We start from the raw sequence: 26927 nt of genomic DNA on the forward strand, positions 1-26927 counted from the left end.
GGCGTAGAAGCTCATGTTGGCTATGAGCGCCAGGGATGGCTGGTGATGAGCCGGGCCCGATACAGGTGGTGGGGGCCGTCTTCTGGGCCTGGCTCTTCTTTTTTCGATAGGCTCTATACTCGCTCACGCCAAGTAGAAGTGGCCGTGATGGGTGGTTATGGCCTACCGTTGGGCCATGCGCTGCTATATGGAGCGACGGGGCTGAGCTATCTTAATGGCCGCCAGCTAGGTGACTATCGCTATGCGGTGACGCAAAGCGGGATATTGAGTACTAAAACCTACTATTATTCCTACCGAAACTATCAGGCACTCGGGTTACCTGTGGAAATTGGTGTACTGATGCGGCCGCACCGGAGTGGCGTACGATTTGGCTTGGCGTTTCAAGCTGATTTTAATCCGGAAAAAACGCTTTACTGCGGAATGTTTACCTGCTGGCTGGGCAAGTTTGGCGTGCCTAGAGAGGGCAAGAGTGCTCGCTAGCAAACCTCCATAATTAAACTGCTGGATATTTATGAAACTGTTTAACAAACCCCGCTGGCATTGGCTGTGTCTGGCTGGCCCCTCGGTACTGTTGGGTTGCAAGCTGACCAGCAACGACGTGGAGCCATCGTTACCTGCTGTGCCGGTAAATAATAGTGCTACGCTGGTGTACCGGGCCAATAACCAGCCCGTAGTAGCCAATAATTCCACGGATTTTGCCAAGCTTATTGTCTCTTTTTTAGGCGACTTACGGGCGGTGCGGGCGAAATGGCCGACTGGTGGCAACTTGGAGCTCTTTGGCAGTGATATTGACAACCAACCGGACGGCTATTTGACCCATTCACTGGTGCTGGAACTGGTGAGCTTTCACGGTATAGGCACTTATTCGCTTCTGCCAACCAGCCCCACTTCTTACCCCGCGTCTTATTATCAGCTTACTACTTATTCGAGCACTGGTAGTCCGGTTGACCATGCCGAACAGTATCCGGTAATCAGCGCGCCAGCACAGGTCGTCATCACCGATTGGAATCCTTCTACCCGGCATATAAATGGCACATTTGCGCTCGATGTAGCTGGCGTTAACAACCTACAGAATCCTACCCATCTGACTGAAGGCAGCTTTGACCTAGTGGTAGATTAGCTGTGTATTTTTGGCTTAATAGGTAGAAGGCGGTACGTATCTACTATCTGTGCCAACTTGGCAGCCTCCTCACCTTTGGCAAACTCCTTGCGCCCGACCCGGTACCCGTATGGGAAAGCCTTTCACTAGCCGATTCCGCCATTTTTTCCAGAAAATGACCGACGATAAACATATGAATCCCGACGAACAGCCGCTGAATGACACTACTGCCGAGCACGCTGCCGGCGAGCAGGATTTTTCTGCCGTGGGTGCTACCCCCGGAGCGGGGGCTTCGGAAGGAGCCAGCCGCGCCGAAACTGAGCTGGCCGACCTCAAAGACAAGTACCTGCGCCTGGCGGCCGAGTTTGAGAACTACAAGCGCCGCACCGCTAAGGAGCGCACCGACCTCTTCAAAACTGCCAACCAGGAGCTGATGGTGGCGCTGCTGCCCGTGCTTGACGATTTTGACCGGGCTCGCCAGCACACGCAGGGCACGCAAGACCCGGCCGCGCTGCAAAATGCGCTCGACATTACCTATAATAAGCTTAGCAAAACCTTGCAGCAGAAGGGTTTGGCCGCAATGGATGTGAAGGGCGGCGACTTCGACGCTGAGCTGCACGAGGCCATCACGCAAATTCCGGCACCGAGCGACGATTTGCGCGGCAAGATTGTTGACGAGATTGAAAAAGGCTATTATCTGGGCGATAAGGTTATTCGCCACGCCAAAGTGGTGTTAGGTCAATAGGAAGAGAACTATCAAAAAGACCGTCAGGCTGCGACAAGCGCAACCTGGCGGTCAACATGCATTAAGCAGCAATGGCAACCAAGCGCGATTATTACGAAGTATTAGGAATAGCCAAGAATGCGGAGGGCGACGTCATAAAGTCGGCCTACCGCAAGATGGCTATTAAATATCATCCTGATAAAAACCCCGACGACCCTTCGGCCGAGGACAAGTTTAAGGAAGCTGCTGAGGCGTACGAAGTGCTGTCGGACGCCGATAAGCGGGCGCGCTACGACCGGTTTGGCCACCAGGGCTTGGGCGGCGGAGGCGGCCACGCCCAGAACATGGAGGATATTTTCTCGCAGTTCGGCGACATTTTCGGCGGGGGCGGGGGCTTCGAGGGCTTTTTCGGGGCGGGCGCGGCCAGAGCCGGCGCGTCAAGAAGGGCTCCAATCTGCGCATCAAGCTCAAGCTTGACCTGGAGGAAATTGCCAACGGCGTGGAGAAGAAAATCAAGGTGAAGCGCTACGTAGCCTGCCAGCCGTGCAGCGGCACCGGCGCCAAAAACGGCACCGAGCTGAAAACCTGCGCCACCTGCCAGGGCAGCGGCCAGACCAAGCGCGTGGTCAATACCATGCTCGGCCAGATGGTGAGCGCCAGCACTTGCCCTACCTGCAATGGCGAAGGCAAAACTATTTCGGCTACCTGCGACGTGTGCAAGGGCGAAGGCCGCCAGCTGAACGAGGAAGTGATTCCGATTAACATTCCGGCCGGCGTTGCCAACGATATGCAGCTGAGTATGAGTGGGAAAGGTAACTTCCCCGAGCGCGGTGGCGTACCCGGCGACCTGCTTATTCAGATTGAGGAGGAGCCGCACGAATTCCTCAAGCGCGATGGCAACAATATCATGTTTGAGCAATATATCTCGTTCGTGGATGCGGCGCTGGGCGCGAGCCTGGAGGTGCCTACCATTGAGGGCAAGGTGAAAATCAAAGTGGACCCCGGCACCCAGCCCGGCAAAATCCTGCGGCTGCGCGGCAAGGGCATCAAAGACCTTAATGGCTACGGCCGGGGCGACCAGCTCATTCACCTCAATGTGTGGACGCCCAAGAGCGTGAGCAACCAGGAGCGCGAGTTGCTGGAGAAGCTGCGCGACTCGGACAACTTTACGCCGCACCCTGGCAAGAACGAGAAAGGCTTCTTTGAGAAAGTAAAGGAGTATTTCCAATAAGTCCGAACTGCGGATTTATTGGATTTTGTAGACGGAGCAAATTCAGTTAGAAAGGCCACCCAAATGGGTGGCCTTTTCTAGTTTAGCGCGCATTATGTATTGACATCGACCTCAAAATCCGATAAATCCGATAAATCCGCGGTTCAGACAGTAATGCCTGGCTGCCTTCGGCGATATACCTTTCCGAAACCGCTACCCCGAACATGAGCGCTGCCCCGTCTGCCGATTTTCTGGCTGCCCTGCACGACTACCAGCCGCTGGTGCGGCGGGTGTGCCGGCTCTATTGCCAGGATGCTGACGACCGGCAGGACTTGTTTCAGGAAATCGTGCTGCAGCTGTGGCGGGCCTGGCCGCGCTACGTGCCGCAACCCGACGCCAAGCTCAGCACCTGGCTTTACCGCATTGCGCTGAACGTGGCTATCAGTAATCTGCGCCAGCGTACGCGCCGGCCGGCGCAGGTGGATGTGGAAGGCGAAGCCTGGCACCTGGCCCAGCCTAGTGAAGGCCATGCTTACGAGCCGGAGGAAACGGCGGCGCTCTACCGCGCTATCGACCGCCTTTCGGATGTGGACAAGGCTTTTGTGCTGCTTTATCTGGAAGACCGGCCTTATGACGAGATGGCCGACATTCTGGGTATTACGCAGAATAACGTGCGGGTAAAAATGCACCGCGTGCAGGAGCGTCTTCGCCGCCTGCTAATGTCTCCAATAAATTGTTAATCAACTAGCAACATGGAACTTGACGACCTTCGCTATCACTGGCGAAAAGCTGACGAGCCGCCGGCTGAGCCATTAGCCCGGATGCTGCAGAAAAGCCAGACCCGGCAATCGAGCAGCCTCCTGAAGCAGATGCGTCGCAACGTGTGGCTGGAAATAACTATAGTGCCTGTGCTGGCTCTACTAGGTCTGCTGGTGCTGATAGCGCAGCATGATTCGGGGCTGGTGGCAGGCTATTCGGTACTGATGGGAAGCATTTTGGTGCTTTCCGGAATCCTGTACTATCGTCAAATCAAGTTGCTAAAGCAGACGATGCGAACTGACCTAAGCGTGCGGACGCACTTGCAGTTTGCGTGCGTAGCGCTGCGGCAGCTGCTGCACCTCTACTACCGTCTGACGTTTTATACCGGGCCAGTTACACTTCTGGCGCTACTAGGCTACCTGGTTAGCCGGGAGCTGAGCCGGCCCGCCGGCCCGCACTGGGCTGCCTTGGGCTTAGTAGCCAGTGTGATACTGGTGACAGGCGTGGTGGTGCAGATTGGAGTAGTGTATGCTACGCGCTGGTTTTTGCAGCGCCTCTACGGCCGGCACCTCGACCGCCTCGAAAACCAGCTGCGGGAGTTGGATGAGCAGGCACCAGCCAGCGCAGGCTAACCAGCCTTCCCATTCAGCGCCGATTTTCACCGCTTAGGGCCTGGTCCTGACCGCTTGACGCATTTGCGGGGGCGTCAATGCTGGCAGTGGCTATATTTACTTCCACACACTTTCTTTCACCACTTTTCATTATGCAACAAGTCAACTCCCAGCCCATTCTGGAAGTGCGCGACGTTCGCAAGCACTACGCCGCGCACACTGCCCTCGACGGCGTGAGCCTGTCGGTGCCCGAGCGCAGCATCTTCGGGCTGCTCGGCCCCAACGGCGCGGGTAAAACCTCACTTATCCGCATCATCACCCAGATAACGGGGGCCGACTCGGGCGAAATTCTGTTTCGGGGAGAGCGGCTGAATCCCAGCCACATCGGCCAGATTGGCTACCTGCCCGAAGAGCGCGGGCTTTATAAGAAAATGAAAGTGGGGGAGCAGCTGCTCTACCTGGCTCGTTTGCGGGGCCTGAGCCGCGCCGATGCCGTGCAGCGCATTAAAAAATGGCTTACGCGCTTTGAAATCAAAGAATGGGCTGAAAAGAACGTGGAAGACCTTAGCAAAGGCATGCAGCAGAAGGTGCAGTTCATTGCGACCGTATTGCACGAGCCCAGCCTGATTATTCTCGACGAGCCATTCACGGGCTTCGACCCGATTAACGCCAACCTGATTAAGGACGAGATTATCCGGCTGAAGGAGGAAGGGGCGGCCATTATCTTCTCGACGCACCGCATGGAATCGGTAGAGGAAATGTGCGACAGTATTGCGCTTATTAACCGTTCGCGCAAGGTGCTTGACGGCCCGGTTGGCACTATCCGCAACCAATTCAAAACCAATACTTACGAGGTGGAGGGGCAGGGCCAGCTGGTAGTAGCACACCCCGATTTTGAGGTGATAGAGCAAAAGACGCGGGAGAATGACCACTTCTACGCGCGCATTCAGCTGCACGCCGGTACCCGGCCCAATGACCTGCTGCGCTTTCTCATTGGCCAGGTGCAGGTGCAGTCCTTCCGCGAGCAGATTCCGAGCATCAACGAGATATTCATCCGACGGGTGCGCGAAACCATGCCCGAAACGTTGCAGGTAGCTGCCTGAAATTAATCCGTCATCTGAGGAACGAAGCATCTACTCACGGCGGCGTTCATCAGGCTTACTAACCCCAGCAGTGCGGGCGTGATAAGGTCTTTCACTGCGTTCAGGATGATAACCCATTATGGATTCTAAATTTTTACTTGTCGCCCAGCGCGAATACATTACGCGGGTTCGTAAGCGCGCTTTTATCGTGCTCACGCTGCTCGTGCCCCTGCTCATTGCCGGCTTCGGGCTCTTTATCGGTAAAATTGTGCAGTCGGACGAAACCACTGAAATTGTGGATGTGCGCGACGATAGCGGCCTGGGCATTGCCAGTAGGCTGGTATCAACGCCGCAGCTAAAGTTTCAGAACGTGAGCGGCTCGCTGGCCGAGGCCAAGCAACGCTTTCAGCAGCAAAAGCACGCCGGCTTGCTATACCTGCCCGCCGGGCTGAGCGAAAACGACCCGCAGGGGGTGCAGTTTTTTGGTAAAGGCAATATCAGTCTCAACAAGGAGGACCGGGTGAAAACTGCCCTCACCAATGCCTTCGCCGAGCTGAAAATGCAGAAATCGGGCCTCACTCAAACCCAGCTCGACCAACTGCGGGCTAAAGTGCCGCTCAACTCGGTGAGCGTGGATGAGTCTGGTAAGGAGAAGGATAGTAATTCGGGGTAACCACGGGCATCGCTTCAGCGCTCGCCGTGCTTATCTACTTTTTTATCTTTCTGTACGGCGTCCAGATTATGCGCGGAGTAGGGGAGGAGAAGTCGAGCCGAATAATGGAAGTTATGCTATCGTCGGTGAAGCCCTTTGACCTGATGATGGGCAAAATCGTAGGCGTGGCGGCGGTCGGGCTCACGCAGTTTCTGCTCTGGGGGCTGCTCTCGTGGGGCGCTACCAGCGTGCTAGTGCCTTTGCTAATGGACCACGACCAGCCCGCTAAAACCGAGATGGCGGCTGCGCCCGCTGGCCCGGCTACTCCGGAAAGCGCTGTAGCAACCAACTCCGACGCGTCGGCTATTGCAACCGGGGCCGCCGCCTCTGCCGACCAGATGAATCCGGCAAAGCGCTCAGGAGCCGTCGGTAATTTGTTTGATATGTTGCATAAGCTGAATATTCCAATCGGGACGATAGTCGTTGGTTTTATCATTTATTTCCTGGGGGGTTACCTGCTGTACGGTGCCTTATTTGGCGCAGTTGGCGCAGCCGTCGACGACCAGACCGATACCCAGCAGTTTATGTTTCCGATAACTATGCCGCTGATTTTGAGCTACATAGTTGGTTTTTCGGTTATCCTGCGTAATCCCGATGGGCCGGTAGCCTTCTGGATGTCGATGATACCCTTCACTTCCCCTGTAGCGATGGTCATCCGCCTACCGTTTGGAGTGCCGACGTGGCAGCTGGCGTTGTCGGTGGGGCTACTCATTCTGGGTTTTATTGGCACGGTATGGGTAGCCGCCCGCATCTACCGCGTAGGTATTCTGATGTATGGCAAGAAAGTGACGTATAAGGAGTTGTCGAAGTGGATGTTTTACAAGGGATAGGTATTCTTACTTAAAAAGCACGTCATGCTGACCGACGCGAAGCATCTTGCCTGGTTCGTTGGTTAGTGCTTCAGCGATTCGGATAAGATGCTTCGCCTTGGTCAGCATGACGTGCTTTTTAAGTGTACTTTCCAATGAGGCTTTCCCAGAAAATTAGGCTCGGCTTACTACTGCTGCCACTGCTGTTACTGCTGGCCTTCGCGCCAGCCGGCGACCGCCCTGCCTACCGCTTATTCACCAGCCAGGGGCAGGTAGCCGACTATGACCAGATGGTCGCGCAATTGGCGCAGGCCGATGTGGTGTTATTTGGCGAGCAGCACAATGACCCGATTGCGCACTGGCTGGAATTGCAGCTAGCCAAAGACTTAGCCAAAGCCAAAGGTGCTGGCAAGCTGGTGCTCGGCCTCGAAATGTTTGAGCGCGATGTGCAGCCGCTGGTGACGCAATACGCCGCCGGCACGCTGTCCGACTCGGCCTTTGAGCGCCAGAGCCGACCCTGGCCCAACTACGCCACCGATTATCGCCCGCTGCTGCAGTTTGCACAGGGCGAGCATATCCCCGTTATTGGTACCAATGCTCCGCGGCCGTTTGCCCACGCCGTGGCGCAAAGCAGTCTCAAAGCCCTCGATAAGCTGCTTGTAATCGACCGCACGTTGCTCGCGCCGCTGCCCCTGCAGGTTAACTATGAGCTGCCGGGCTATAAGAACATGGCTGCCATGTTTGGTGGCGACAGCAAGGCCCACGGCGGTGGGGCCGCCAATATTATTCAGGCGCAGGCGCTAAAAGACGCTACGATGGCCTACTTCATTCAGCGCAGCCTGGCACCGGGCCAAACGATGCTGCATCTCAACGGCTCGTACCATTCTGACCACCACGATGGCATTGTAGCGTACCTGCGCCAGTATGCGCCCGAATTGCGCATTAAAACGCTAAGCGTAGTGACACAAAGCCAGTTGCAGCAGCTGGATAAGGGCAATATAGCAGTAGGCGACTACATAGTGGTAGTGCCCGAAGACATGACCAAAACGTATTAACTAAAGCGGTCGGGCTCGGTGCTGGTCGCGGCGGGGCGTCGGTGCTGAATGGTCGTGTACACAATTAATCCCACCAGGATAGCGAGCAGAATCAGCGAAGAGCCTTTGGTGCCAAAGCCCAGGCCATGCTTTTCTACTGGCTTGGTGAGCAGGTCGCCAAAAGTAGCCCCAAAGGGCCGCGTGAGCACGAAGGCAATCCAGAAGAGCAGTACCGACGATATTTTGGTAAAGTAATGAGCCAGAATACTAAGCCAATAAGGCTGACGATAAGCAAGGCGCCGCCCCGAAGCCCAGGCCCGAGTCGTCGGCCAGGAAGTCGCCCAGCGCCGTGCCCAGCGTATTGGAAAACAGGATGGCCGTCCAGTAGAAGAGCTCGCCCCGGCGGCTGGTGATGTCACTTACCGACAGCGACTTCTCCGTTATTCGCCACAGGCCCAGCACGACTATCAGAATCGTAATCAGAATAGCTGTACCGGTGGCATAGCCGAGCCCGAGGGTACGGTCCATGTAGTCAGACATGGTGGTGCCGGCCGTGCTGGTAGCCAGAATCACGGCCCAGTACAGCGCCGGAATGTAGCGTTTGGCGGCCAGCTGCCCCAGCAGTGTGACCAGAAAGAACCCGATAAATAGCAGCGAACTGATAGCGTAGCCTACGTTCAGGGTCTGGGCCAGCAGGTCGCCGCCCGTTTCGCCGAGCGTAGTGGCGCAGATTTTCATTATCCAGAACAGCAGGGTGACCTCAGGTATTTTTTTCATGGATAGCAGGAAACAGCCGTTCGGTGGCAAAAGCACCCTTTCAGGAACTGCCTGGGCTCATACGAATAAGGTGATAAGCAGGCAAGCATAGTGACTGATTCTGAATGCAATCTGAGCAAAGCCAGCTTTCCGGCATGTAGGCCAACATCGGCGCTGCCCGGCGCGTATGCGGACATTTATTCGCGCCGCCATGATTTTCTACCGCTTTCTATCCGTAGGTCGTCAGCTCTGGCCCCGGCTCCGCTCATTGGTGCTGGGGTTGGTGCTGGGCGTACTGCTACCGTGGCTGGTATTTATCCGGCTGGCCCGCGAGGTTTGGGAAGGGGAAGGGCTGCCCGGCGACCATTTTATCCTGGAGTTTCTGCACGCGCACAGCAGCCATACTCAGGATAAGCTGGCCCTTCTGCTAGCGCAGCTGGGCGGGCCAATCGGCGCCTCAGTGCTGGCGGGTAGCATACTGCTGGGGCTGGGGCTGGCGCACCAGCGCCGGGCGTTTAGCTTTTTCAGCCTAGCCGTAATCGGGGCCGAAGTGCTCAACATCGCTGCCAAATACCTGGTGGCCCGTACCCGGCCCGACCTCTGGGTATCGTTAACTCCCCTTACCTCCTATAGCTTTCCCAGTGGGCACTCAATGGCTGCGGCCGCGCTATCGGCCGCGCTGGGTTTTATGCTCTGGCGCACGCAGGTGCGCTGGCTGGCGATAGGGCTGGGTTGCTTCTGGGCGCTGATTATGGGCTGGTCGCGCCTCTACTTGGGCGTGCACTACCCCTCCGATGTACTGGCTGGCTGGGTAGGTTCGGTAGGCTGGGTGGGTGGATTGCACAGCCTATTTGCCCGCCAATACCGCGAGCTGCGGGCCGCCTGGGGCGAGGTCCGGCTATACTGGCACGGGGCGGCGGCGCAGGCATTAGCACGCGATGATGCGCCGGCTGGCATGGATCCGCAGCAGCAGTAGCCGTTGCGTTATGCTTACAATCAGGTAGGCAGCCACTGCTTATGCAGTGCCATCACCCTGTCGCACACTGCCTGGGTCGGCAGGCCGGGCTGATCGGCCGGGGCGGGCCGAAAAGAGAAAATACCAGAGCACGAAGCCAGTGAGGGTCAGACCGACGAGCGTTACCAGAATGGCAGTAGTATCCATTTTGTGAGGCCGTTAGAAGCGAGCTCGCCGCAGCCGCAGCGAGTTGGTAAGTACCGAAACCGAGCTGAGTGCCATTGCTCCGGCCGCCAGCATGGGCGAAAGCCGGACGCCGAAAACCGGGTACAGCAGCCCTGCCGCGACGGGAATGCCCAGCAGATTGTAGATAAAGGCGAAAAACAGATTCTGCCTGATGGTACGCATCGTTTGGCGCGACAAGGAGATGGCCGTAACTACGCTCTGCAAGTCGCTGCGCATGAGCGTGATGCCAGCAGCTTCGATGGCTACGTCGGTACCTGTACCCATTGCCAGGCTACTGTCAGCCTGCGCCAGCGCCGGGGCATCGTTGATGCCGTCGCCAACCATCGCCACGGTGCGACCTTCGGCCTGCAGCTGCTTTACCAAAGCGGCTTTACCAACTGGCATTACCTCGGCCACGTAGCGCCGGATGCCCACCTGAGCGGCTACCCTGGCGGCGGTCTGGGGATTGTCGCCGGTCATCATAATTACCTCCAGCCCGAGCTGCTGCAAGTGCCTAATGGCAGCGGCCGACGTATCGCGCACGGTATCGGCCAGGCCAAAAAGCGCTACCGCCCGGCCCCCACAGCTACGTATAGCACAGTTTTGGCCTGCGCCAGCAGCTCCTCGGCTTGTTGTGCCAGCTCAGCGGGCAGCACGATAGCTTCAGTGGCCAGCAGCTGGCGATTGCCAATAACCACTGCCTGGCTTGCCACGCGGGCCAGGGCTCCCTGGCCCGGCACGGCCCGAAACTCCGTGACTACAGGTGCCGGAGCGGCCTGCCGGCCAGCGGCGTAGCGAACGACTGCCTCGGCCAATGGATGCTCACTCTGTCGCTCCACGGCAGCTATCAGGGGCAGTAGCTCGGCGGCGGAATAGCCGGCGGCGGTACGAAAATCGGTTACGGCGGGCTCGCCGCGCGTAATGGTGCCGGTTTTATCCAGCAGGATGGTATCGGCTTTATAGGTTTTTTCTAATGCTTCGGCGCTGCGAAACAGCACGCCGTGCTCGGCCCCCTTACCAGTGCCCACCATAATGGCCGTGGGCGTAGCCAGCCCCAGAGCGCAGGGACAGGCAATGATAAGCACCGCCACGAAGCTGACCAGGGCCAGCGGCAGCCGCGTGGCCACCGGCGATAAGTCAAACCACAGCACAAACGTGAGGATGGCGATAGCTGCCACGGTGGGCACAAAAACGGCGCTAACCTTATCGGCCAGCCGCTGAATGGGCGCGCGGCTCCCCTGGGCATCTTCCACGAGCCGCACAATCTGCGCCAGCAGGGTATCGGCTCCTACCTTGCTCACGCGGAAGCGAAACGCCCCGGCCTTGTTGAGCGTAGCGCCAAATACGGCATCGCCCGGCTGCTTTTCCACGGGCAGGCTTTCGCCGGTAAGCATGGCCTCATCTACGGCCGAGCGGCCTGTTTCGACTACTCCGTCAGTTGCTATTTTTTCGCCAGGCCGCACGGCTACCAGGTCGCCGGGCAGCACTGCTTCGATGGGTACGTCCGTTTCCTGGCCGTCGGGGCGCACCAGGCGGGCCGTGCGGGCTTGCAGGCTCAGCAGGGTGCGCATAGCGGCCGAAGTGCGGGTTTTGGCGCGTAGCTCCAGCAACTTGCCCAGCAGAATAAGGGCGATAATGGTGGCCGTAGTATCATAATACACCTCGGGCGGCACGCCGTGCTGCTCAAAATAACCGGGGAAGATGGTAGCCGCCACGCTGTACAAAAATGCCGCCCCGGTGCCCACCGCCACCAGCGTGTCCATAGTGGCTGAGCGGTGCCGGAAGCTCTTCCAGGCCGAGACGTAAAACTCGCGCCCGCCATAAAGCAGTACCGGGCAGGTAAGCGCTAATAATATATAGTTTATTGAATATGTATTCAGCGTATGCATCTGAGCTGGCCACAGCATACGCATGCTCAGGGCCATGATGCCTAGGGCGAGCGCCGCCGCTACGCCAAAGCGCTGCTTGAGCACCTGGTAGTCGGCCGCCTTCTGGCGGTCGATTTCGGCCTGGCGGTCGGCGGCGCTGGTAGCGGGGGCCCGCGCTGCCACGGCATAGCCGGCGTTTTCAACAGCGGCGCGCAGGTCGGCGGGGCTGGCCTGTGAGGGGGCGTAGATGACAGATGCCTTTTCGGTGGCGTAGTTGACCCGTGCGGCTTGCACGCCGGGAGTACGGCTCAGCGATTTTTCCACGGCGGCGGCGCAGGCCGCGCAGCTCATGCCCTCAATGTCGAGGGTAGTGGTTTGGGTAGCAGGAGAAATAACAGAAGGCATTGGCGACCAGCGTATAAGCTGGTAAGTTGTTTTGGCTGCCCAGGCAACCGGTGAAGAGGCAAATGACCGCACTAGCCGGGCCAACTGTGGTACGAAATCCGGAGTTATAGTTGCATAATTTGACGCTGTATCCCTCGTCTTCCGGCTGGCCCAGGCATAATTACGCAGGCTCCCGGCCGAATTTTATGTTGAAAAAGCACAATACCAGCCCGAATTTTGTAGTGTAGCAACAACTGGCTTTCCGCCCGGAAAACATCGGTTTTTCACTTCCTGTCTAATCGCGCTTTTATGTCAACGCTTCGTTTCAAAACCACTATCAACTGCGGCGGCTGCATCAAGGCGGTAACGCCGGCCCTCAACCACGAGGTAGGGGCCAATAACTGGCAGGTCGATACTGCTAATCCGGATAAAATATTGACCGTGAACTCAGCTCAGGCTACAACTGCCCAGATTCTGGCGGCCGTTGAGCAAGCGGGCTTCGAGATTTCACCCCTCAGCTAGTCGGTAGCTGGCTACCCTGTCGATACTAAAAAAAGCCCGGCTATACCGGGCTTTTTTAGTTTGCACGTACCGAGGTCTAATCTTCTGAATCGTCGCGCTTTAGCTTCTGCAGCGCCCCGGTCAGCTCTTGGCGCAGCTGCTTGCCCGAGTCGGCTGCTACCTCCTCGTTGATGTTGTATTGCTTTTGCAGGCGCTGCCATTCCTCAATCGGAATAAAGACGCCGGTTATGGTGCCTTTCGCGTCGGATAAATACTTGATGTCCATGGCAGCAGGCTGGAGCAGGTAGATGGAAAGTCAGGGATTTGGCCTAAATATAGAAATAAGATACTATTTTTAGGCTGAAAACGACGAGCCGCAGCCGCAGGTGCTTTTAGCCTGGGGGTTATTGAAGGTAAAGCCGCGGGCATTGAGGCCATCCTGGAAGTCAACTTCCATGCCCAGTACGTACATGGCGTGCTTTTTATCCATGATAAGCTGCACGCCATCAAGGTCATATATTTCGTCGTTGTCCTTGGCCTTGTCGAAGCCCAGCAGGTAGCTCATGCCCGAGCAGCCCCCGCCCTGCACTCCAATGCGCAGGCCATAGTCGGCGGGAACGTTCTTTTCCTGGATGATATTTTTAACTTCGACGAGGGCGCGGGCCGTGAGGCCGATGGGCGGCGCGAGAGTGGCAGTAGCCATGGCGTTGCTGCGGTTAAATGAAAGGAATAGTAAAGCAAATATACGGCGGCCATCGGGTGGCCCTGGCAGCTAAACAGCGCGGGCGGCGCTGCGGTTCACGGCGTTGGTTTGGCTTAGTTGGGCGGTAACTTTGGCTGATGCCAGCCCGCGACCCGCTCGCCGGCTACTAACTCATTGCGTACAAGAAAAGCCGTTATGGCAGTGGGCACGCCCCGTATTTTATGGACAGCACTACCTATCTCTTTGACCTGCTCAAAACCATTTTGCCCGCGCTGATAGTGGCGGGGGCCATTTTCTTTCTGTTTCGCCAGTACCTGGAAAAGGAGCAGCAGCGCCGCCTCATTGAGCTGCGCCTCGATAGCAGCAAAACCACGCTGCCGCTGCGCCTGCAAGCCTACGAGCGCGTAACGCTGCTGCTGGAGCGCATCTCACCCAATAATATTCTGGTGCGCCTTAGCAGCGCCGGGCAGAACGCCGTGGAGTACCATCGCCTGCTGCAACAGGAAATCCGAAGCGAGTTTGAGCATAATTTCTCGCAGCAGCTTTACATGAGCCCCGAGGCCTGGAGCCAGGTAAAGCAGGCCAAAGAAGACGTGCTGACGATGATAAACCGCGCCTTTCATGGGCTCAGCAATCCGGCGCAGCTGCGCGGCACCGAGCTGGCCAAGCGTATTCTGGAAAGCCTGATGACCGACGCGGCCGACCCCACTGCCCAGGCGCTGGCCGTACTAAAGCGCGAGGCAGCGGGGCTGTTTTAGCGAGGCAGCAAGGCTGCGGCTTAGCGCGCTTTGCTGAGCGCGCTTACGAAGCGTTTAGTGGCTTTCTGCCAGCACGGCCGCGCGCTCGTAGCATTGCTCATACAGCGGCACGATATTGCTCACTGCAAACTCCTCAGCACGGGCGCGGGCGGCGGCTTTGAAGCGGGGCAAATTGTCATCTTCGAGCACGTAGAGGGCGTTTTTTACCATGTCTTCCACATCGCCGATGTTGCTAAGCATGCCGGTTACGTTGTGCACATTCAGCTCGGGAATGCCGCCGGCGTTGGTGCTGATGACGGGCACCTCGCAGGCCATTGCTTCGAGGGCAGCCAGACCAAAGCTTTCGTTTTCGGAAGGCATTAGAAATAAGTCGCTGACGCTGAGGACTTCCTCCACCGCTTCAAGCTTGCCCAGGAAGCGGATGTCGCGCTGGCAGTCGAGGTCGCGGGCCAGTTTTTCCATGCGCGAGCGGTCGGGACCATCGCCCACGAGCAGCAGCTTGGCCGGAATATGCTGGCGCACGCCGCAGAAGATGCGCAGCACGTCTTCGACCCGCTTCACGGTGCGGAAGTTGCTGGTATGAATGAGCAGCTTCTCGCCCTCGGGGCAATAGCGGTGCGAAAATGGGTTTTTTCCTGCTTGCGAAAGCGGTGCAGGTCGATGAAGTTGGGGATAACCTCAATCTTGTGCTCGACGGGGAAATACTCGTAGGTTTCGCGGCGCAAATCGGCCGATACGGCCGTTACGCCGTCGCTCTCATTGATGCTGAACGTAACCACCGGCTCATAGCTGGCGTCTTTGCCCACGAGGGTAATATCGGTGCCGTGCAGTGTCGTGACTACGGGCACGGTAATGCCCCGCGAGCGCAGAATCTGCTTGGCTAAATACGCGGCCGAAGCGTGCGGAATGGCGTAGTGAACGTGCAGTACGTCAAGCTTTTCGTTTTGCACGATATCAACCATCTTACTGGCTAGCGCCGACTCGTAGGGCGGAAACTGGAACAGCGGATAGGTAGGCACGTACACCTCGTGGTAGAAAAGATTCTCGTTGAAGAAATCGAGCCTGACCGGCTGGCTGTAGGTGATAAAATGCACGCGGTGGCCACGCTGGGCCAGGGCTTTGCCTAGCTCGGTGGCAACTACGCCGGAGCCACCAAAAGTGGGGTAACAGACAATGCCGATATTCATGGGGTAAGAGTAGGGAGCGAGGGGCTAACCGGATAGCCCGCCAGATGTTGGCCGCAACCCTGGGCGGCTGGTAGCGACTTTACGTAAGCCCGGCGCTGGGTGGCGCGCACGGCGCAACAGGAGCCACTCCGTAGCTTCGGGCCAACATCTTACTAGTGATTTGCTAATGAAACATTTTTTACTCGCTAGTTGCTTGGTAGCTGGCCTGGCTGCTCCGGCGCTGGCGCAGCCCACGCGCAGCAAAGCGACGGCACCGGGGACCCAAACGTCGGCTCCGCTGGCGGCATTGTTTACCAATTATTGGGAAGAGCAGGCGAAGCTCTACCCGCTACAGGCGACCAGCCAGGGCGATAACCGCTTCAACGACCAGCTGCCCAACTCCGGTACCCGCGCCTTCCGGCTCAGCCAGCAGCGGCTGTACGAGCGCTACCGCGACCAGCTGGCCCGCATCGACCGTAGCCGGCTCTCGGCCGCCGACCAGACCAGCTACGACGTGTTTCAGTACGAGATGACGACGCGGCTTAAGGGACTTGCGCAGCCCACCTGGACGATGCCGTTCACGCAGTTTAGCGGCCTGCCCATCGAGCTGGCGCAGCTGGGCGCGGGCACCGGGTCGCAGCCTTTTAAAACCGTGAAGGACTACGACAACTGGCTGAGCCGGGTGCGGCAGTTTACGGTGTGGGGCGATACGGCAATAGCCGACTTTCGGCAGGGAATGCGCAGCGGTGTGGTATTGCCCAAAGTGCTGGTGCAGAAAATGATACCGCAGCTGGAAGCCCTGGCCGTAGCCGACCCCGAGCAAAGTGTGTTCTACGGTCCTGTCAAGCAGATGCCGGCCACCTTTTCGGCCGCCGATAAGCAGCGCTTTACTACGGCTTATGCAGCAGCCATTCGCGGCGAGCTGGTGCCAACTTACCGCAAGCTGGCAGCTTTTCTGAGAGATGAATACCTGCCGGCGGCCCGCACCAGCACCGGTATTGCAGCCGTGCCAGGCGGGGCCGATATGTACACCTACGCCGTCAGCTATTGGACTACGACCACCCGTACGCCGGAGGAGATTTATCAGACCGGCCTCTCCGAAGTGGTCCGCATTAAGGCCGAGATGGAGCAGGTACGCCAGCAGCTGGGCTTTCAGGGCGACCTGAAGGCGCTGTTTGCCTACGTAAATACCGACCCGAAATTTCATCCCTACCAAACGCCTGAAGACGTGCTCAACGGCTTTCGGTCTATCCTGGCGCGGGTAGAGCCCGGGTTGCCCCGCTTGTTTGGGCGCACGCCCAAAACGGCGTTTGAGATTCGGCAGACTGAAGCGTTCCGCGCGGCTTCGGCCAGCGCCGCTTACACCCGTGGCTCGGCCGATGGCTCGCGGCCGGGCATTTTTTACGTGCCGATTCTGGATGCCACCAAGTTTAAGACGCCGGGCATGGAGTCGCTGTTCCTGCACGAGGCCATTCCGGGCCACCACTACCAGGTGTCGTTGCAGCAGGAAAACACGGCCCTGCCCAAGTTCCAGCGGTTTGCCTTCTACTCGGCTTTCAGCGAAGGCTGGGCGCTCTATACCGAAAGCCTGGGTAAAGAGCTGGGTATGTACACCGACCCGTATCAATACCTAGGGGCGCTCAGCGCCGAGATGCACCGCGCCATTCGGCTCGTGGTCGACGTAGGCATGCACGCCAAGGGCCTGACTCGTGAGCAGGCTATTCAATATATGCTTGATAACGAAGCCACTACTGAGCAGGGAGCGACGGCCGAAATAGAGCGCTACATGGCCTGGCCGGGCCAGGCATTGGCGTATAAAACAGGGCAGCTCAAAATCAGGGAGCTACGCACCCGCTACGAAAAGCAGCTGGGCGCGAAATTCTCGCTCAAGGCTTTCCACGATGAATTATTGCTCGACGGGGCCATGCCGCTGGCCGTGTTGGAGCGGCGCATGGACGCCTGGGCCTCCCGCCAGAAATAGCGCAAGGTCTGGCAAGTTTAAAAGAGGTTTCGCAAATTTTGCGCTCTTCTAAAAAATCTTGCTGCCATACGTAAAAAAACCTCCGACTTTTGAAGCAGACTTTGCGAAAATCCATTTAACCCTGCGAAACCCCGCGCTTATGAACCATAAAACCTTCCTGTTAGCCGCCCTGAGTCTGGCCTTGCCACTGGCCAGTCAGGCCCAGAAGAAAGCGGCGCCCACCGCAGCTTCTGCCAATGCCGAAAGCGCCATTCGCGAGTCTGATATCAAGCGCGACCTGTTTGCGCTGGGCGGCGACCATTTCCGCGGCCGCGAGGCGGGCTCGCTCGACGAGCTGAAAGCCTCGGCCTGGCTGGAAGACCAGATTCGGGCCACCGGCGCGCTGCCGGCCGGCGACGACGGCACGTACTTTCAGTTTTTCCAGATTCAGCGCACCCGCATCACCAAAAGCAGCACGCTCACCATTGGTAGCCACGCGCTGAAAGTCAACCACGATGCCCTGCTGTTTGCGCCGGTAAATGCCAGCGTAAACGCCCCCATGGTATGGGTGGGCAACGCCACCCCGCCGAGCTGGCCAAAGTAGATGTAAAAGGCAAAGCCGTCGCCATGCAGTTTGGCGGCGAAGTAACGCCCGGCCTGAGCTTCCGGCGCTACCAGATGGCCACCATGCGCGACCGCTCGGCCGAGCTAATGAAGGCCGGTGCAGTAGCCGTGGTGATTGTGGGTGATGCCCGCGCCCAGGCGGTATTCGACCACTGGGCCATACCTACGAGCGCGGGCGCTACGACCTGCCCGGCGGCCCCAACGTGCGCGTCAACAGCGGCCCGCCTACCATCTGGCTGCCGGCCAGCGCCGCCAGCTGGGCGCAGCAGCCCGGCCAGCAGTTTGTGGCCAATCTTCAGCTCGAAAGCTTTGCCTACCCCTCGGTGAACATCGTGGCCAAAATTCCGGGTACCGACCCGCAGCTGAGAAGCCAGAACGTGCTCTTCAGCACCCACCAGGACCACGATGGCGTGCGCGAGGCCGTGGCCGGCGACTCTATCTACAACGGCGCCGATGACAATGCCACCGGCTGCGCGGCGCTGCTGGCCATTATGCGGGCTTTTAAGCAAAAGCCGGGCCGGCGCACGGCGCTGTTTGTGTACCACGGGGCCGAGGAGCGCGGCTTGCTGGGCTCGCGCTACTACTCCGAGCACCCCACGGTGCCGCAGTCGTCTATCGTGGCGGTGCTCAATGCCGAGATGATGGGCCGCAACTCGCCCGACAGCGCGGCGCTGCTCGGCCGCCAGCGCCCGCACCGCAACTCGCTCGACCTCGTGAAAACGGCCCTGGCGGCCAATCAGGCCGGCCCGAAATTCAAGCTTGATACGCTTTGGGACCGCGCCGACCACCCCGAGGGCTGGTATTTCCGGTCCGACCACCTGCCGTATGCTCGCCTAGGTATTCCGTCGGTGATGTACACCTCGCTGCTGCACGTGGACTACCACACGCCCCGCGACGAGCCTAAGCGCATCGACTACCCCAAGCTCACCAACATGACCCGTTGGATGTATCTCACTGGCTGGGCCGTGGCGAACCGTACCGCGCCGCCCGCCCGTGACCCCGGCTTCAAGCTGGAGCGCTAGGCCATAGCGCCGGAACGTTCCCTACCGCTGGCGAGCGCCAGTGGTGGGGGACGTTTCTTGTGTCTTTCAGGTAGCAATTCATAGCTTCCACCGACCGAGCAGGGCGTTTTGTCTATTTTTGCGGTTGAGTTTGCAGCAGCAAACCTGCTTTTTGCGTTAGTAGCTACTTCAGGCGGTTTTTCCAACCAAAGCTGCTTGTAGACTTCATTGTCGCTACATTTTAGCTTGCTTTTTTGAAAACGATTTGCGTATTTTATCGCCTGCCGCTGTTGCTGCTGCTGGCCCTGACTTATTCGGCCGGCATGGCTCAGGCCCCGCTGCCAATGCCCCGCAACCTGCGCGCTACTTACGATAAAGGTACCCGTACGCCCACCGGCCAGCCGGGCCCAAAGTATTGGCAGAATACCGCCAACTATACTATCAAAGTAAATTTTGACCCCGCCACGCGCCTGCTGGCCGGCACAGTGGCCATCGCCTATCAAAATAACAGCCCTGATTCGTTGCGGCAGCTGTGGTTCAAGCTCTATCCCAATCTGTACCAGCACGGCTCACCCCGCACCGGGCACTTTGCGCCGGAAGACTTGGGCGACGGCGTCAAAATAGTGCAGATGACCATCAATGGTCAGGTGGTGGACCCCAGTCGCCTCGTCTTCGATAATACTAACCTGACCGTACCGCTGCGCCGGGCTATCGGCCCGAAGCAAACGGCGCAGGTAGCCATCACCTATTCTTATATTCTTAATAAAGGCTCGCACCAGCGCACGGGCGAGGTAGCGCCGGGGGTAGCATTCGTGGCTTACTTTTTTCCTAGAATAGCCGTATATGATGATATAGATGGCTGGAATAAGATACCTTATACGGGCGCGCAGGAATTCTACAACGACTTTTGCCACTTTGCGGCCGATATTACGGTGCCGCGCAACTTTCTGGTCTGGGCCACCGGCGACCTCACCAATGCTGAGCAGGTGCTGACTAAAAAGTACCTGACCCGCCTGCGCACTGCCGAGAAAAAGGACGGCATCACCAGCATTATCGACAGCGCCGAAGTGCGCCTGCACGATGCCACGGCTTCTAACGGCTACAACACCTGGCACTTTGATGCGCGCAACGTCACAGACTTCGTTTTTGCTACTTCCGACCACTACGTGTGGGATGCGACCAGCCTCGTAGTAGACCCCGCTACCAAACGCCGGACCCGCATCGACGCGGTGTACAACCCAAAGCACGACGATTTTGAGGAAGTGGCCAAGTTTGGCCGCAAAACGGTGGAAACCATGAGCTACACCTTCCCCAAGTGGCCTTTCCCCTATAATCACGAAACGGTATTCGAAGGTCTCGACCAGATGGAATACCCGATGATGGCCAACGATAACCCCACCTCGACCCGTGAGGCGGGCATTACGCTTACCGACCACGAGATTTTTCACACGATGTTTCCGTTTTACATGGGCATCAATGAAACGAAGTATGGCTGGATGGATGAAGGCTGGGCAACTATCGGTGAATGGCTGATTTCGCCCATTATCAAGCCCGGCTTCGTCGACGACTATGGTATGCAAGCTTACAGCCGGGCCGCCGATACCGAGGACGACCTGCCCATCGTTACGCTGACTACCCAGCAGGCCGGGGTGCCCTTCTTCCTGAATTCCTACCCGAAGCCGGCGCTGGGTTACCTGTACGTCAAGGACCTGCTTGGTGAGGAACTGTTTACGAAAGCCCTGCACACCTACATCCGCAACTGGCACGGCAAGCACCCGATGCCCTACGATTTCTTTTATTCGATGAACACCGGCGCGGGCCAGAACCTCAATTGGTTCTGGCAACGCTGGTTTTTTGAGGGCGGCTACCCCGACTTGGCTATCACGAGTGTGAAGGACCCTACCGACAGCGCCGCCGAAATCGTAATTACGGCCAAAGGAACCAAGCCGGTTCCCATCGACCTTACCATAACCTTCGACAATGGCAGCACGGAAGCTATTCACCGCACAATAGAAGTGTGGCAAAATGGCGCCCGCAGTGTCATCATACCCGTAACCAACGACCACGCCATCAGTAAAGTCGTGCTTGGCAGCCTCTACGTGCCCGATAGCTACCCCGCTGATAATGTGTGGATGGCCACGCAGTAAGGACTGATTTTAGATAGAATGAAGCAGGTATATTTATTTTGCCTACTGCTGCTAGGCTGTCCTGCTGCGAGTAGCGCACAAGTAAATTGGTACACAAATCAGGTAAGAAAGGAGTTGGGGCAGCAAGTAGCTCCCAACACGCCCGCAATACCCCCACCTTTTCAGACGCAAGAGTTTAGACTGAAAAACTGCCGGATTGTGTCCGGTACTTTCACATATTTTGATACTATTGCCACCTATGCCCAAGGAAGGATTGTGGACGCTGTCAGTTATAAGCCTATAAAAGGAGCTTTAATTCAAGCCACTTACGGCTGTTTTGGTTTTGAGAATCTATGCGAAATAAAAACTGCAATAACAAATGATGATGGTTTTTTCCGGCTAGGATGGGTAGGTTGTGCTGGACCTAGAGGTGGCCACTCAAATCGTCTGCTAAAGATAAACGCCGTTAGTTATCCAAAAATCACTACCATGCAAGTGAGCTTAGGTGGAGGAGCATACTTACATGTGGAACTGGGGCCAGTAAATAATATATTTTATGCTGACGCGAGGCTAGCGCGGCGTGACTCAATCTATTCAGGAATAGCTTCTGCTACTGCCCACCAGCAGTGCTACCCACATGCTCGGCCTGGTTTTGGGCCATTGCCTTATAGATAACTTCCTGAATGCGAGTACGAATATTATACGTACGCAGCTTAATGTTGCCCGCGTCGGGGTACACGCGGTTGGAGAGGAAGACGTAGAGAATCTGATTATCCGGGTCGAGCCACACGCAGGTGCCCGTGAAGCCGGTGTGCCCGAACGTGCTGGCCGGTGCCAGCCGGCTGGTAGGGCCCTCGGGCTTACTGGGGTCGCCGCGGTCCCAGCCCAGCCCTCGCTTGTTGCCCGCCACCTGAGGGCGCGAAAACTCGCTCACCACCGCGTTCTGGAAGTATTTATTGCCCCCGTAGCTGCCATTTTGCAGGTCCATCTGCATGAGCACAGCCAGGTCGTTGGCGGTGGCAAACAGGCCGGCGTGGCCACCCACGCCACCTACCAGCGCGGCAGTCTGGTCATGCACGGTGCCTTGCAGCTGCTTGTGGCGGTAGTACGTGTCGTTCTCCGTGGGCGCAATGCAGCTCTTGGGAAAGCGCGTGAGCGGATTATACGTCATGCTGCCCAGGCCCAGCGGCTTATAAAACTCCTTGGGCAGAAACTCGGCCAACGGCTCACCTAATATCTTTTCGCACAGCCGCTTCATAATGATGAAGCTGAGGTCGGAGTATTCTACCGGGTACTTGCCTTTTACCTTGGGCAGCAGCTGCGAGCGCAGCGTCCAGGTCCATACCGAGTCGTCGGCGGTTTTAATGGAATATTCGCCGGGTGCCACCTCGTTGGGAAAATCGTCGGTGCGCAGGGGCGCATAGTAGCTTGGCTTGAGGGTGCCATCGTGCACGGTGCGCTCCCAGGTCGGGATACCGGGCTTGAGGCCGGCCTGGTGCAGCAGCACCTCGCGCACGGTCATCTCGCGCTTGTTGGTGCGCTGCATCTCGGGCAGGTAGGTAGCTACCCGCTCGTCAAGGTTGAGGCGGCCCTGGTCTTTGAGGTACATCACGGCCTGCAGGGTGCCGGCCACTTTCGTTACCGAGGCCAGGTCGTAGAGGGTGCTGTTGGTTACGGGCTGGCTTTGGTCGTAGGTGCCGTAGCCGTAGCTCTGGTCAAATACCACCGTGCCGTTTTTGGCGATGAGCACCTGGCAGCCGGGCGTGGCAGCAGTCACAATGCTTTCGAGGGCAATGTGGTCAATCTGCGCCATAATTTTAGAGTCGAGGCCCTCACGCTCGGGCGCGCCGTAGCGCAGGCGGTGCAGCTCGGGCGTAGCCAGGCCGGTCCCGATTTTCAGCGTTTCCGACACCGTAACGGGCAGCTTGCCCCGCGCCGGCAGCGCCCCAAACAAAATCTGCGGTACTACAATCTGAGCAGCGTAGTGGTCTTCATAGCCACAAACGAGCGTGCGGGCGCCTTCCAAGTATTTGAGGCCGTAGGCGTTGCCCATGGCCACCACCACCGTTTTGCGGCGCTTATTAGCCTGCAGGTTTTTCAGGAATTTCAGTGCTCCGTCGCCCAGGCCATAGCTATGGCTGGGCGTGTTATTCATCTGGTGCAGGCTCACTACTACCACGTTGGCATCGCCGAGCCGGGCCTCAATACGGCTAAAGGTTGAATCGGGCGCATAGCGGTCGGGCACGGCGTATATAGGGCCCGGCTGATATTTGTTGAAGATGGTGGCGTAGGGCCCTTCCGGCGGCGTACCGATGGTAATAGCCGCAATCCGCAGGGTATCGAGCCGCTGAAAGGGGAGGAGCTTGTCGTCGTTTTTGACCACCGTCACGGCGTGCTCGAAAATCGTTTGCGACAGCACCCGCGTTTCCGGCAGGTTCAGGCTGTCGCGCAGGGTCAGGGCGTTGGCCGGCTTGTAGTGATTAAGCCCCGCCCAGTATTTGGCGCGCAGAATCTTTTTTACCCGCAGGTCGAGGTCGGCCTGCTGAAGCTTGCCAGCCGCCACGGCCTCTTTAATGCGAGTAAGCGCCGCGGGTACGTCTTCCGAAAACAGCAGCACGTCGTTGCCGGCGGCCAGGGCCAGGGCGTCCAGCTCCCCGTCTTTGTAGAGCCTGCTCACGCTGCGCATATTCAGCGCATCGGTGAAAATGAGGCCTTTAAAGCCCATCTTCTCTTGCAGCAGGCCCGTAACCAGCGCCTTGGAAAGCGTAGTGGTTTTGGCGTTGGTGGTGTCGAAGAGCGGCATGTAGAGGTGCGCCACCATCACGCCCAGCACGCCCGCCTCAAACGACTTCTGAAAGGGCACTAAATCAACTTTCTCCAGCCGGGCCAGGTCGGTATTGATTACCGGCAGGGCTACGTGCGAGTCGGTATCGGTATCGCCGTGGCCGGGAAAGTGCTTGGCCACGGCAATCACCCGCTGGTCCTGCAAGCCCTTGACGTACTGCACGCCCAGCGCCGCCACGCGGTCCTGGTTTTCGCCAAACGAGCGGTTGCCGATGACCGGGTTGCCGGGGTTGGAGTTCACGTCGACCACCGGCGCGAAGTTGATATGCACGCCCAGCGCCCGCAGCTTGCGGGCCAGGTTGCGGCCCATCTGGTACACCAGCTTATCGTCGTCCATCGCGCCCAGCGTCATCTGCTTGGCAAAGTGCGTGGTAGAGTCGAGGCGCATGTCGAGGCCCCACTCGGCGTCGGTGGCAATGAGCAGCGGCACTTTAGCGGCTGCCTGCAGGCGATTGGTCATAATGACCTGGCGCTTGGGGCCACCCTGCAAAAACATCACCCCGCCGATGCCCTGGTTGCGCACGAGCCGCTCGATGCGGTCGGCGTGGGCTTTTTCGCGGTTAGAATACGCGGCCACCATGAAAAACTGGCCCAGGCGCTGGTCGGGCGTGAGCGCGTTAAACACGCTGTCAACCCATTGCTGCTCGGCCGGGCTGTTTGGCAAAGGGTCGGGCAGCGCTTTTCGGGGCTCCGAAAAACCCAGCAGCAACCCGGTGATACCCAGCAGCAATCCCAGAAACAGAAACCGGAAATCGACGCGCATCAGCCCAGGATGGGAAATTTTAAAGGTGGAAAGGGTAGCCCTACCGGCCTACTTTTGCTGGTGAACTCACCCGGAACCCCCGGCCAGCCTTGGCGGTTCCTTAGAAAAGGAACTCCTTGCTGACCGTAGTGAAGCCGGGCGGCTTGCCCAAATTGGCCGCAAAGGTAGGCATAAGCCCAGTAGCGCCAGATGAAATCCGTCTGTTCTGCTGCCTGATTGCCCGCCGCCGAAGTTAAAACTGGCGGATTATCTGGTTCGCCAACCCTCTTATGCCCGATATCATTCAACTTCTGCCCGAGTACCTCGCCAACCAGATTGCTGCTGGCGAGGTAGTGCAGCGCCCCGCCTCGGTGGTAAAGGAGCTGCTCGAAAACGCCGTAGACGCGGGTGCTACGTCGGTGCAGCTGATTGTGAAGGAGGCCGGTAAGCAGCTCGTGCAGGTGGTAGACAACGGCTCGGGCATGTCGGCCACCGACGCCCGCATGAGTCTGGAGCGCCACGCTACCAGTAAAATTCGCTCGACCGAAGATTTATTTCGGATTCGCACGCTGGGCTTTCGGGGTGAGGCGCTGGCCAGCATTGCGGCCGTAGCGCAGGTTGAGATTCGCACCAAGCAACCCGGCCAGGATACCGGCACACTGCTGCTGGTAGAAGGCTCACAGGTGACGAGCCAGACGCCCACGGCCTGCCCCGACGGCACGAGCATCGCGGTTAAGAATCTTTTTTTTAACGTGCCAGCCCGCCGCAATTTCCTGAAAAGCAATGCCGTCGAGATGCGGCACATCCTGGATGAGTTTCAACACCTGGCGCTGGCCAATCCGCACATAGCATTTTCGCTATATCAAAACGACCTGGAGGTATTCAACCTGCCCGCCGCCAAGCTGAGCCAGCGCATTGTGGCGCTGCTGGGCAATACCTACAAAGAGCAGCTGGCCGGCTGCGAGGAAGTTACGCCTTTTATAACGGTAAAGGGTTATATAGGCAAACCCGAATCATCTAAAAAAAGCCGGGGCGACCAGTTCTTCTTCGTCAACAACCGCTTTATTCGCTCGGCTTACCTCAACCATGCGGTGCTGTCGGCTTACGAGGGCCTGCTGGCCCGCGATACGCACCCGTTTTATGTGCTGTTTCTGGAGCTCGACCCCAAGGCCATTGACATCAATGTGCACCCGACCAAGACGGAGATAAAGTTTGAGGACGAAAAAACGGTGTATGCCGTGGTACGCGCCGCCGTGCGGCAGGCCCTGGGGTTGCACAGCCTCACACCCTCGCTCGACTTTGAGGGCGACGTGAACTTTGCCCCTATTCGCCCGCTGCGTACCTCGACCGGCGGTAATTCGTTTGGGAGTGGAGGGGCCGCCCTGCCCGCGCCCGCGCGCGCAGTCGAGTTCAACCCCGATGCGCTGGCCGCTTCCGTAGCGGCCGCCGCGCGGGGCCTAAGCGCAGCCCCGAAGAGCGCCCGCTGCCCCCGCGGCCCACCGAGCAGGCCCGCCGCGAGCTGGAGGCCTTTTATCGCGAGCTGGGCCAGCCCGTGCGCCCGGCCGAAGCCGAAGTGCCGGCCGAGCCGGCAGTTGCCCCGCTGCCTGAGCTGCCTTTTACACACCCGGTCCCGGCCGAAAACCCGCGCCCGCAGCCGGTGGCCCCCCCGGCCCTGGCAGCGGCCACAACCCGCGCGCCACGCAGGTGCTGGCCCGCTACGTGCTGCTGGCCGTGAAGTCGGGCCTGATGCTCATCGACCAGGAGGCCGCCCGTGAGCGCATTCTCTACGAGCAGTACGCGGCCGGGCAGCAAAAGGGCGCCGGGCACTCGCAAACGCTGCTTTTTCCGCGCCCGCTCACGTTCTCGCCCGCCGATTACGCCGTGCTCAGCGAGCTGACGCCCTCGCTGCACCTGCTGGGCTTTCGCTTTGCCGAGTTTGGGCCGCTCACCATCGCCGTGGAGGCAGTACCCGCCGACCTGCCTGCGCAGGGCGAAAAAGAGCTGCTCGAAGGGCTGATTGAGCAGTTTCGCAGCGGAGCGGCCCCGTTGCGCCTTGACCGCCGCGAGGCGTTGGTTCGGGCCCTGGCCCGCCGCGTGGCCCAGGCTACCAGCCAGCCCCGCCTGCCCGACGTAGAGCTGAATGCCCTGGTTGACAAGCTTTTCGCCTGCCAGGTGCCCAACTACACGCCCGACGGCCGCCCCACCGTGGTGCTGCTCGACGGCGAGCAGCTGGCCAGCTTTTTCCGCAAAGCGGGCGCGTAAGCAGCGCCGTGC

General features: G+C 58.5%; 23 protein-coding genes and 4 pseudogenes. 20 read left to right on the forward strand and 7 right to left on the reverse strand.

Going from position 1 to position 26927, the window contains the following annotated elements; genetic code table 11:
• Positions 1-168: 168 nt before the first annotated feature.
• From GKZ67_RS02350 to GKZ67_RS02390, 10 genes and pseudogenes are all read left to right on the forward strand, one after another.
• On the forward strand, positions 169-480 hold the full coding sequence (locus tag GKZ67_RS02350; protein ID WP_173240983.1) for a hypothetical protein: 312 nt from the start codon (positions 169-171) through the stop codon (positions 478-480).
• 31 nt (positions 481-511) lie between these two features.
• Complete coding sequence (locus GKZ67_RS02355) at positions 512-1120, forward strand: hypothetical protein (RefSeq protein WP_173240984.1); 609 nt, start codon at positions 512-514, stop codon at positions 1118-1120.
• 154 nt (positions 1121-1274) lie between these two features.
• Positions 1275-1844 carry a nucleotide exchange factor GrpE gene (locus GKZ67_RS02360; protein ID WP_173240985.1) on the forward strand — a complete coding sequence of 190 codons (570 nt, stop codon included), beginning with the start codon at positions 1275-1277 and terminating at the stop codon, positions 1842-1844.
• A 71-nt stretch (positions 1845-1915) separates the two neighbouring features.
• Positions 1916-3054, forward strand: a pseudogene (gene dnaJ, locus GKZ67_RS02365) (molecular chaperone DnaJ).
• Positions 3055-3257: 203 nt separating this feature from the next.
• Positions 3258-3773, forward strand: a complete 516-nt coding sequence (locus GKZ67_RS02370) for an RNA polymerase sigma factor (protein ID WP_173240986.1) — start codon at positions 3258-3260, stop codon at positions 3771-3773.
• 12 nt (positions 3774-3785) lie between these two features.
• Positions 3786-4424, forward strand: coding sequence for a hypothetical protein (locus GKZ67_RS02375; protein WP_173240987.1), 639 nt, complete (start codon positions 3786-3788; stop codon positions 4422-4424).
• Positions 4425-4555: 131 nt separating this feature from the next.
• The gene (locus GKZ67_RS02380; protein WP_173240988.1) at positions 4556-5506 is read left to right on the forward strand and encodes an ABC transporter ATP-binding protein; all 951 of its coding nucleotides are present in this window, start codon (positions 4556-4558) and stop codon (positions 5504-5506) included.
• A 118-nt stretch (positions 5507-5624) separates the two neighbouring features.
• Positions 5625-6158: an ABC transporter permease gene (locus GKZ67_RS22910; RefSeq protein WP_254245013.1), complete on the forward strand. Its 534-nt coding sequence runs from the start codon at positions 5625-5627 to the stop codon at positions 6156-6158.
• 26 nt (positions 6159-6184) lie between these two features.
• On the forward strand, positions 6185-7027 hold the full coding sequence (locus GKZ67_RS22915; RefSeq protein WP_254245014.1) for an ABC transporter permease: 843 nt from the start codon (positions 6185-6187) through the stop codon (positions 7025-7027).
• Positions 7028-7161: 134 nt separating this feature from the next.
• Positions 7162-8061 (forward strand): ChaN family lipoprotein, encoded by a 900-nt coding sequence (locus GKZ67_RS02390; protein WP_254245015.1) that lies wholly within the window; start codon positions 7162-7164, stop codon positions 8059-8061.
• Here the strand turns inward: GKZ67_RS02390 and GKZ67_RS22370 are convergent.
• A complete protein-coding gene (locus GKZ67_RS22370; RefSeq protein ID WP_217278668.1) occupies positions 8058-8249 on the reverse strand; it encodes a hypothetical protein in 192 nt (63 codons plus the stop codon). The two genes, GKZ67_RS02390 and GKZ67_RS22370, sit on opposite strands and share 4 nt — an antisense overlap.
• Positions 8250-8307: 58 nt before the next feature.
• Entirely contained in the window at positions 8308-8817 is a 510-nt protein-coding gene (locus tag GKZ67_RS02395) for a hypothetical protein (protein ID WP_217278669.1), read from the reverse strand.
• A 166-nt stretch (positions 8818-8983) separates the two neighbouring features.
• Here GKZ67_RS02395 and GKZ67_RS02400 point away from each other — a divergent pair, with 166 nt between their 5' ends.
• A complete protein-coding gene (locus GKZ67_RS02400; RefSeq protein WP_173240989.1) occupies positions 8984-9772 on the forward strand; it encodes a phosphatase PAP2 family protein in 789 nt (262 codons plus the stop codon).
• Between the two features lie 198 nt (positions 9773-9970).
• Here GKZ67_RS02400 and GKZ67_RS02405 read toward each other — a convergent pair.
• Positions 9971-12249: pseudogene (locus GKZ67_RS02405) on the reverse strand (HAD-IC family P-type ATPase); the annotation flags it as partial.
• Between the two features lie 288 nt (positions 12250-12537).
• Here GKZ67_RS02405 and GKZ67_RS02410 point away from each other — a divergent pair.
• Positions 12538-12750: a heavy-metal-associated domain-containing protein gene (locus GKZ67_RS02410; RefSeq protein ID WP_173240990.1), complete on the forward strand. Its 213-nt coding sequence runs from the start codon at positions 12538-12540 to the stop codon at positions 12748-12750.
• 76 nt (positions 12751-12826) lie between these two features.
• Here GKZ67_RS02410 and GKZ67_RS02415 read toward each other — a convergent pair whose 3' ends face one another.
• Both GKZ67_RS02415 and GKZ67_RS02420 read right to left on the reverse strand, forming a co-directional pair.
• A complete protein-coding gene (locus GKZ67_RS02415) occupies positions 12827-13015 on the reverse strand; it encodes a hypothetical protein (RefSeq protein WP_173240991.1) in 189 nt (62 codons plus the stop codon).
• A gap of 69 nt (positions 13016-13084) precedes the next feature.
• Positions 13085-13432, reverse strand: coding sequence for a HesB/IscA family protein (locus GKZ67_RS02420; RefSeq protein ID WP_173240992.1), 348 nt, complete (start codon positions 13430-13432; stop codon positions 13085-13087).
• A 221-nt stretch (positions 13433-13653) separates the two neighbouring features.
• Here GKZ67_RS02420 and GKZ67_RS02425 point away from each other — a divergent pair, with 221 nt between their 5' ends.
• Positions 13654-14190 (forward strand): hypothetical protein, encoded by a 537-nt coding sequence (locus GKZ67_RS02425; protein ID WP_173240993.1) that lies wholly within the window; start codon positions 13654-13656, stop codon positions 14188-14190.
• A gap of 54 nt (positions 14191-14244) precedes the next feature.
• Here GKZ67_RS02425 and bshA read toward each other — a convergent pair.
• Positions 14245-15377, reverse strand: a pseudogene (bshA, locus tag GKZ67_RS02430) (N-acetyl-alpha-D-glucosaminyl L-malate synthase BshA).
• A 166-nt stretch (positions 15378-15543) separates the two neighbouring features.
• On the opposite strand from bshA, the gene GKZ67_RS02435 reads away from it, so the two are divergent.
• The 5 genes from GKZ67_RS02435 (at position 15544) to GKZ67_RS02445 (ending at position 21088) form a co-directional block, all read left to right on the forward strand.
• A complete protein-coding gene (locus GKZ67_RS02435; protein ID WP_173240994.1) occupies positions 15544-17337 on the forward strand; it encodes a DUF885 domain-containing protein in 1794 nt (597 codons plus the stop codon).
• Between the two features lie 139 nt (positions 17338-17476).
• Positions 17477-17920: a hypothetical protein gene (locus tag GKZ67_RS24265; protein WP_317172216.1), complete on the forward strand. Its 444-nt coding sequence runs from the start codon at positions 17477-17479 to the stop codon at positions 17918-17920.
• Positions 17881-18267: a hypothetical protein gene (locus GKZ67_RS24270; RefSeq protein ID WP_317172217.1), complete on the forward strand. Its 387-nt coding sequence runs from the start codon at positions 17881-17883 to the stop codon at positions 18265-18267. The genes GKZ67_RS24265 and GKZ67_RS24270 overlap by 40 nt, the downstream gene beginning before the upstream one ends.
• A 50-nt stretch (positions 18268-18317) precedes the next feature.
• The gene (locus tag GKZ67_RS24275) at positions 18318-18962 is read left to right on the forward strand and encodes a M28 family metallopeptidase (RefSeq protein WP_317172290.1); all 645 of its coding nucleotides are present in this window, start codon (positions 18318-18320) and stop codon (positions 18960-18962) included.
• Between the two features lie 233 nt (positions 18963-19195).
• Complete coding sequence (locus GKZ67_RS02445; RefSeq protein ID WP_254245018.1) at positions 19196-21088, forward strand: M1 family metallopeptidase; 1893 nt, start codon at positions 19196-19198, stop codon at positions 21086-21088.
• 589 nt (positions 21089-21677) lie between these two features.
• Here the strand turns inward: GKZ67_RS02445 and GKZ67_RS02450 are convergent.
• Positions 21678-24674 carry a glycoside hydrolase family 3 N-terminal domain-containing protein gene (locus GKZ67_RS02450; RefSeq protein WP_173240995.1) on the reverse strand — a complete coding sequence of 999 codons (2997 nt, stop codon included), beginning with the start codon at positions 24672-24674 and terminating at the stop codon, positions 21678-21680.
• Between the two features lie 269 nt (positions 24675-24943).
• Between GKZ67_RS02450 and mutL the strand changes: the two are divergent.
• A pseudogene (gene mutL, locus GKZ67_RS02455) lies at positions 24944-25970 on the forward strand (DNA mismatch repair endonuclease MutL); the annotation flags it as partial.
• Positions 25971-26357: 387 nt separating this feature from the next.
• Positions 26358-26915 carry a hypothetical protein gene (locus GKZ67_RS02460; RefSeq protein ID WP_173240997.1) on the forward strand — a complete coding sequence of 186 codons (558 nt, stop codon included), beginning with the start codon at positions 26358-26360 and terminating at the stop codon, positions 26913-26915.
• Positions 26916-26927 lie beyond the last annotated feature (12 nt).

Source organism: Hymenobacter sp. BRD67, assembly GCF_013256425.1.
Lineage (GTDB): Bacteria > Bacteroidota > Bacteroidia > Cytophagales > Hymenobacteraceae > Hymenobacter.

What these genes read in the sequence shown, in the direction of transcription:
- GKZ67_RS02355 (WP_173240984.1), top strand. Translation starts at nt 512, where the DNA reads ATGAAACTGTTTAACAAACCCCGCTGGCATTGGCTGTGTCTGGCTGGC.
- GKZ67_RS02360 (WP_173240985.1), top strand. Translation starts at nt 1,275, where the DNA reads ATGACCGACGATAAACATATGAATCCCGACGAACAGCCGCTGAATGAC.
- GKZ67_RS02370 (WP_173240986.1), top strand. Translation starts at nt 3,258, where the DNA reads ATGAGCGCTGCCCCGTCTGCCGATTTTCTGGCTGCCCTGCACGACTAC.
- GKZ67_RS02375 (WP_173240987.1), top strand. Translation starts at nt 3,786, where the DNA reads ATGGAACTTGACGACCTTCGCTATCACTGGCGAAAAGCTGACGAGCCG.
- GKZ67_RS02380 (WP_173240988.1), top strand. Translation starts at nt 4,556, where the DNA reads ATGCAACAAGTCAACTCCCAGCCCATTCTGGAAGTGCGCGACGTTCGC.
- GKZ67_RS22910 (WP_254245013.1), top strand. Translation starts at nt 5,625, where the DNA reads ATGGATTCTAAATTTTTACTTGTCGCCCAGCGCGAATACATTACGCGG.
- GKZ67_RS02390 (WP_254245015.1), top strand. Translation starts at nt 7,162, where the DNA reads ATGAGGCTTTCCCAGAAAATTAGGCTCGGCTTACTACTGCTGCCACTG.
- GKZ67_RS02395 (WP_217278669.1), bottom strand. Translation starts at nt 8,817, where the DNA reads ATGAAAAAAATACCTGAGGTCACCCTGCTGTTCTGGATAATGAAAATC.
- GKZ67_RS02400 (WP_173240989.1), top strand. Translation starts at nt 8,984, where the DNA reads ATGCGGACATTTATTCGCGCCGCCATGATTTTCTACCGCTTTCTATCC.
- GKZ67_RS02410 (WP_173240990.1), top strand. Translation starts at nt 12,538, where the DNA reads ATGTCAACGCTTCGTTTCAAAACCACTATCAACTGCGGCGGCTGCATC.
- GKZ67_RS02415 (WP_173240991.1), bottom strand. Translation starts at nt 13,015, where the DNA reads ATGGACATCAAGTATTTATCCGACGCGAAAGGCACCATAACCGGCGTC.
- GKZ67_RS02420 (WP_173240992.1), bottom strand. Translation starts at nt 13,432, where the DNA reads ATGGCTACTGCCACTCTCGCGCCGCCCATCGGCCTCACGGCCCGCGCC.
- GKZ67_RS02425 (WP_173240993.1), top strand. Translation starts at nt 13,654, where the DNA reads ATGGACAGCACTACCTATCTCTTTGACCTGCTCAAAACCATTTTGCCC.
- GKZ67_RS02435 (WP_173240994.1), top strand. Translation starts at nt 15,544, where the DNA reads ATGAAACATTTTTTACTCGCTAGTTGCTTGGTAGCTGGCCTGGCTGCT.
- GKZ67_RS24265 (WP_317172216.1), top strand. Translation starts at nt 17,477, where the DNA reads ATGAACCATAAAACCTTCCTGTTAGCCGCCCTGAGTCTGGCCTTGCCA.
- GKZ67_RS24270 (WP_317172217.1), top strand. Translation starts at nt 17,881, where the DNA reads ATGGGTGGGCAACGCCACCCCGCCGAGCTGGCCAAAGTAGATGTAAAA.
- GKZ67_RS02450 (WP_173240995.1), bottom strand. Translation starts at nt 24,674, where the DNA reads ATGCGCGTCGATTTCCGGTTTCTGTTTCTGGGATTGCTGCTGGGTATC.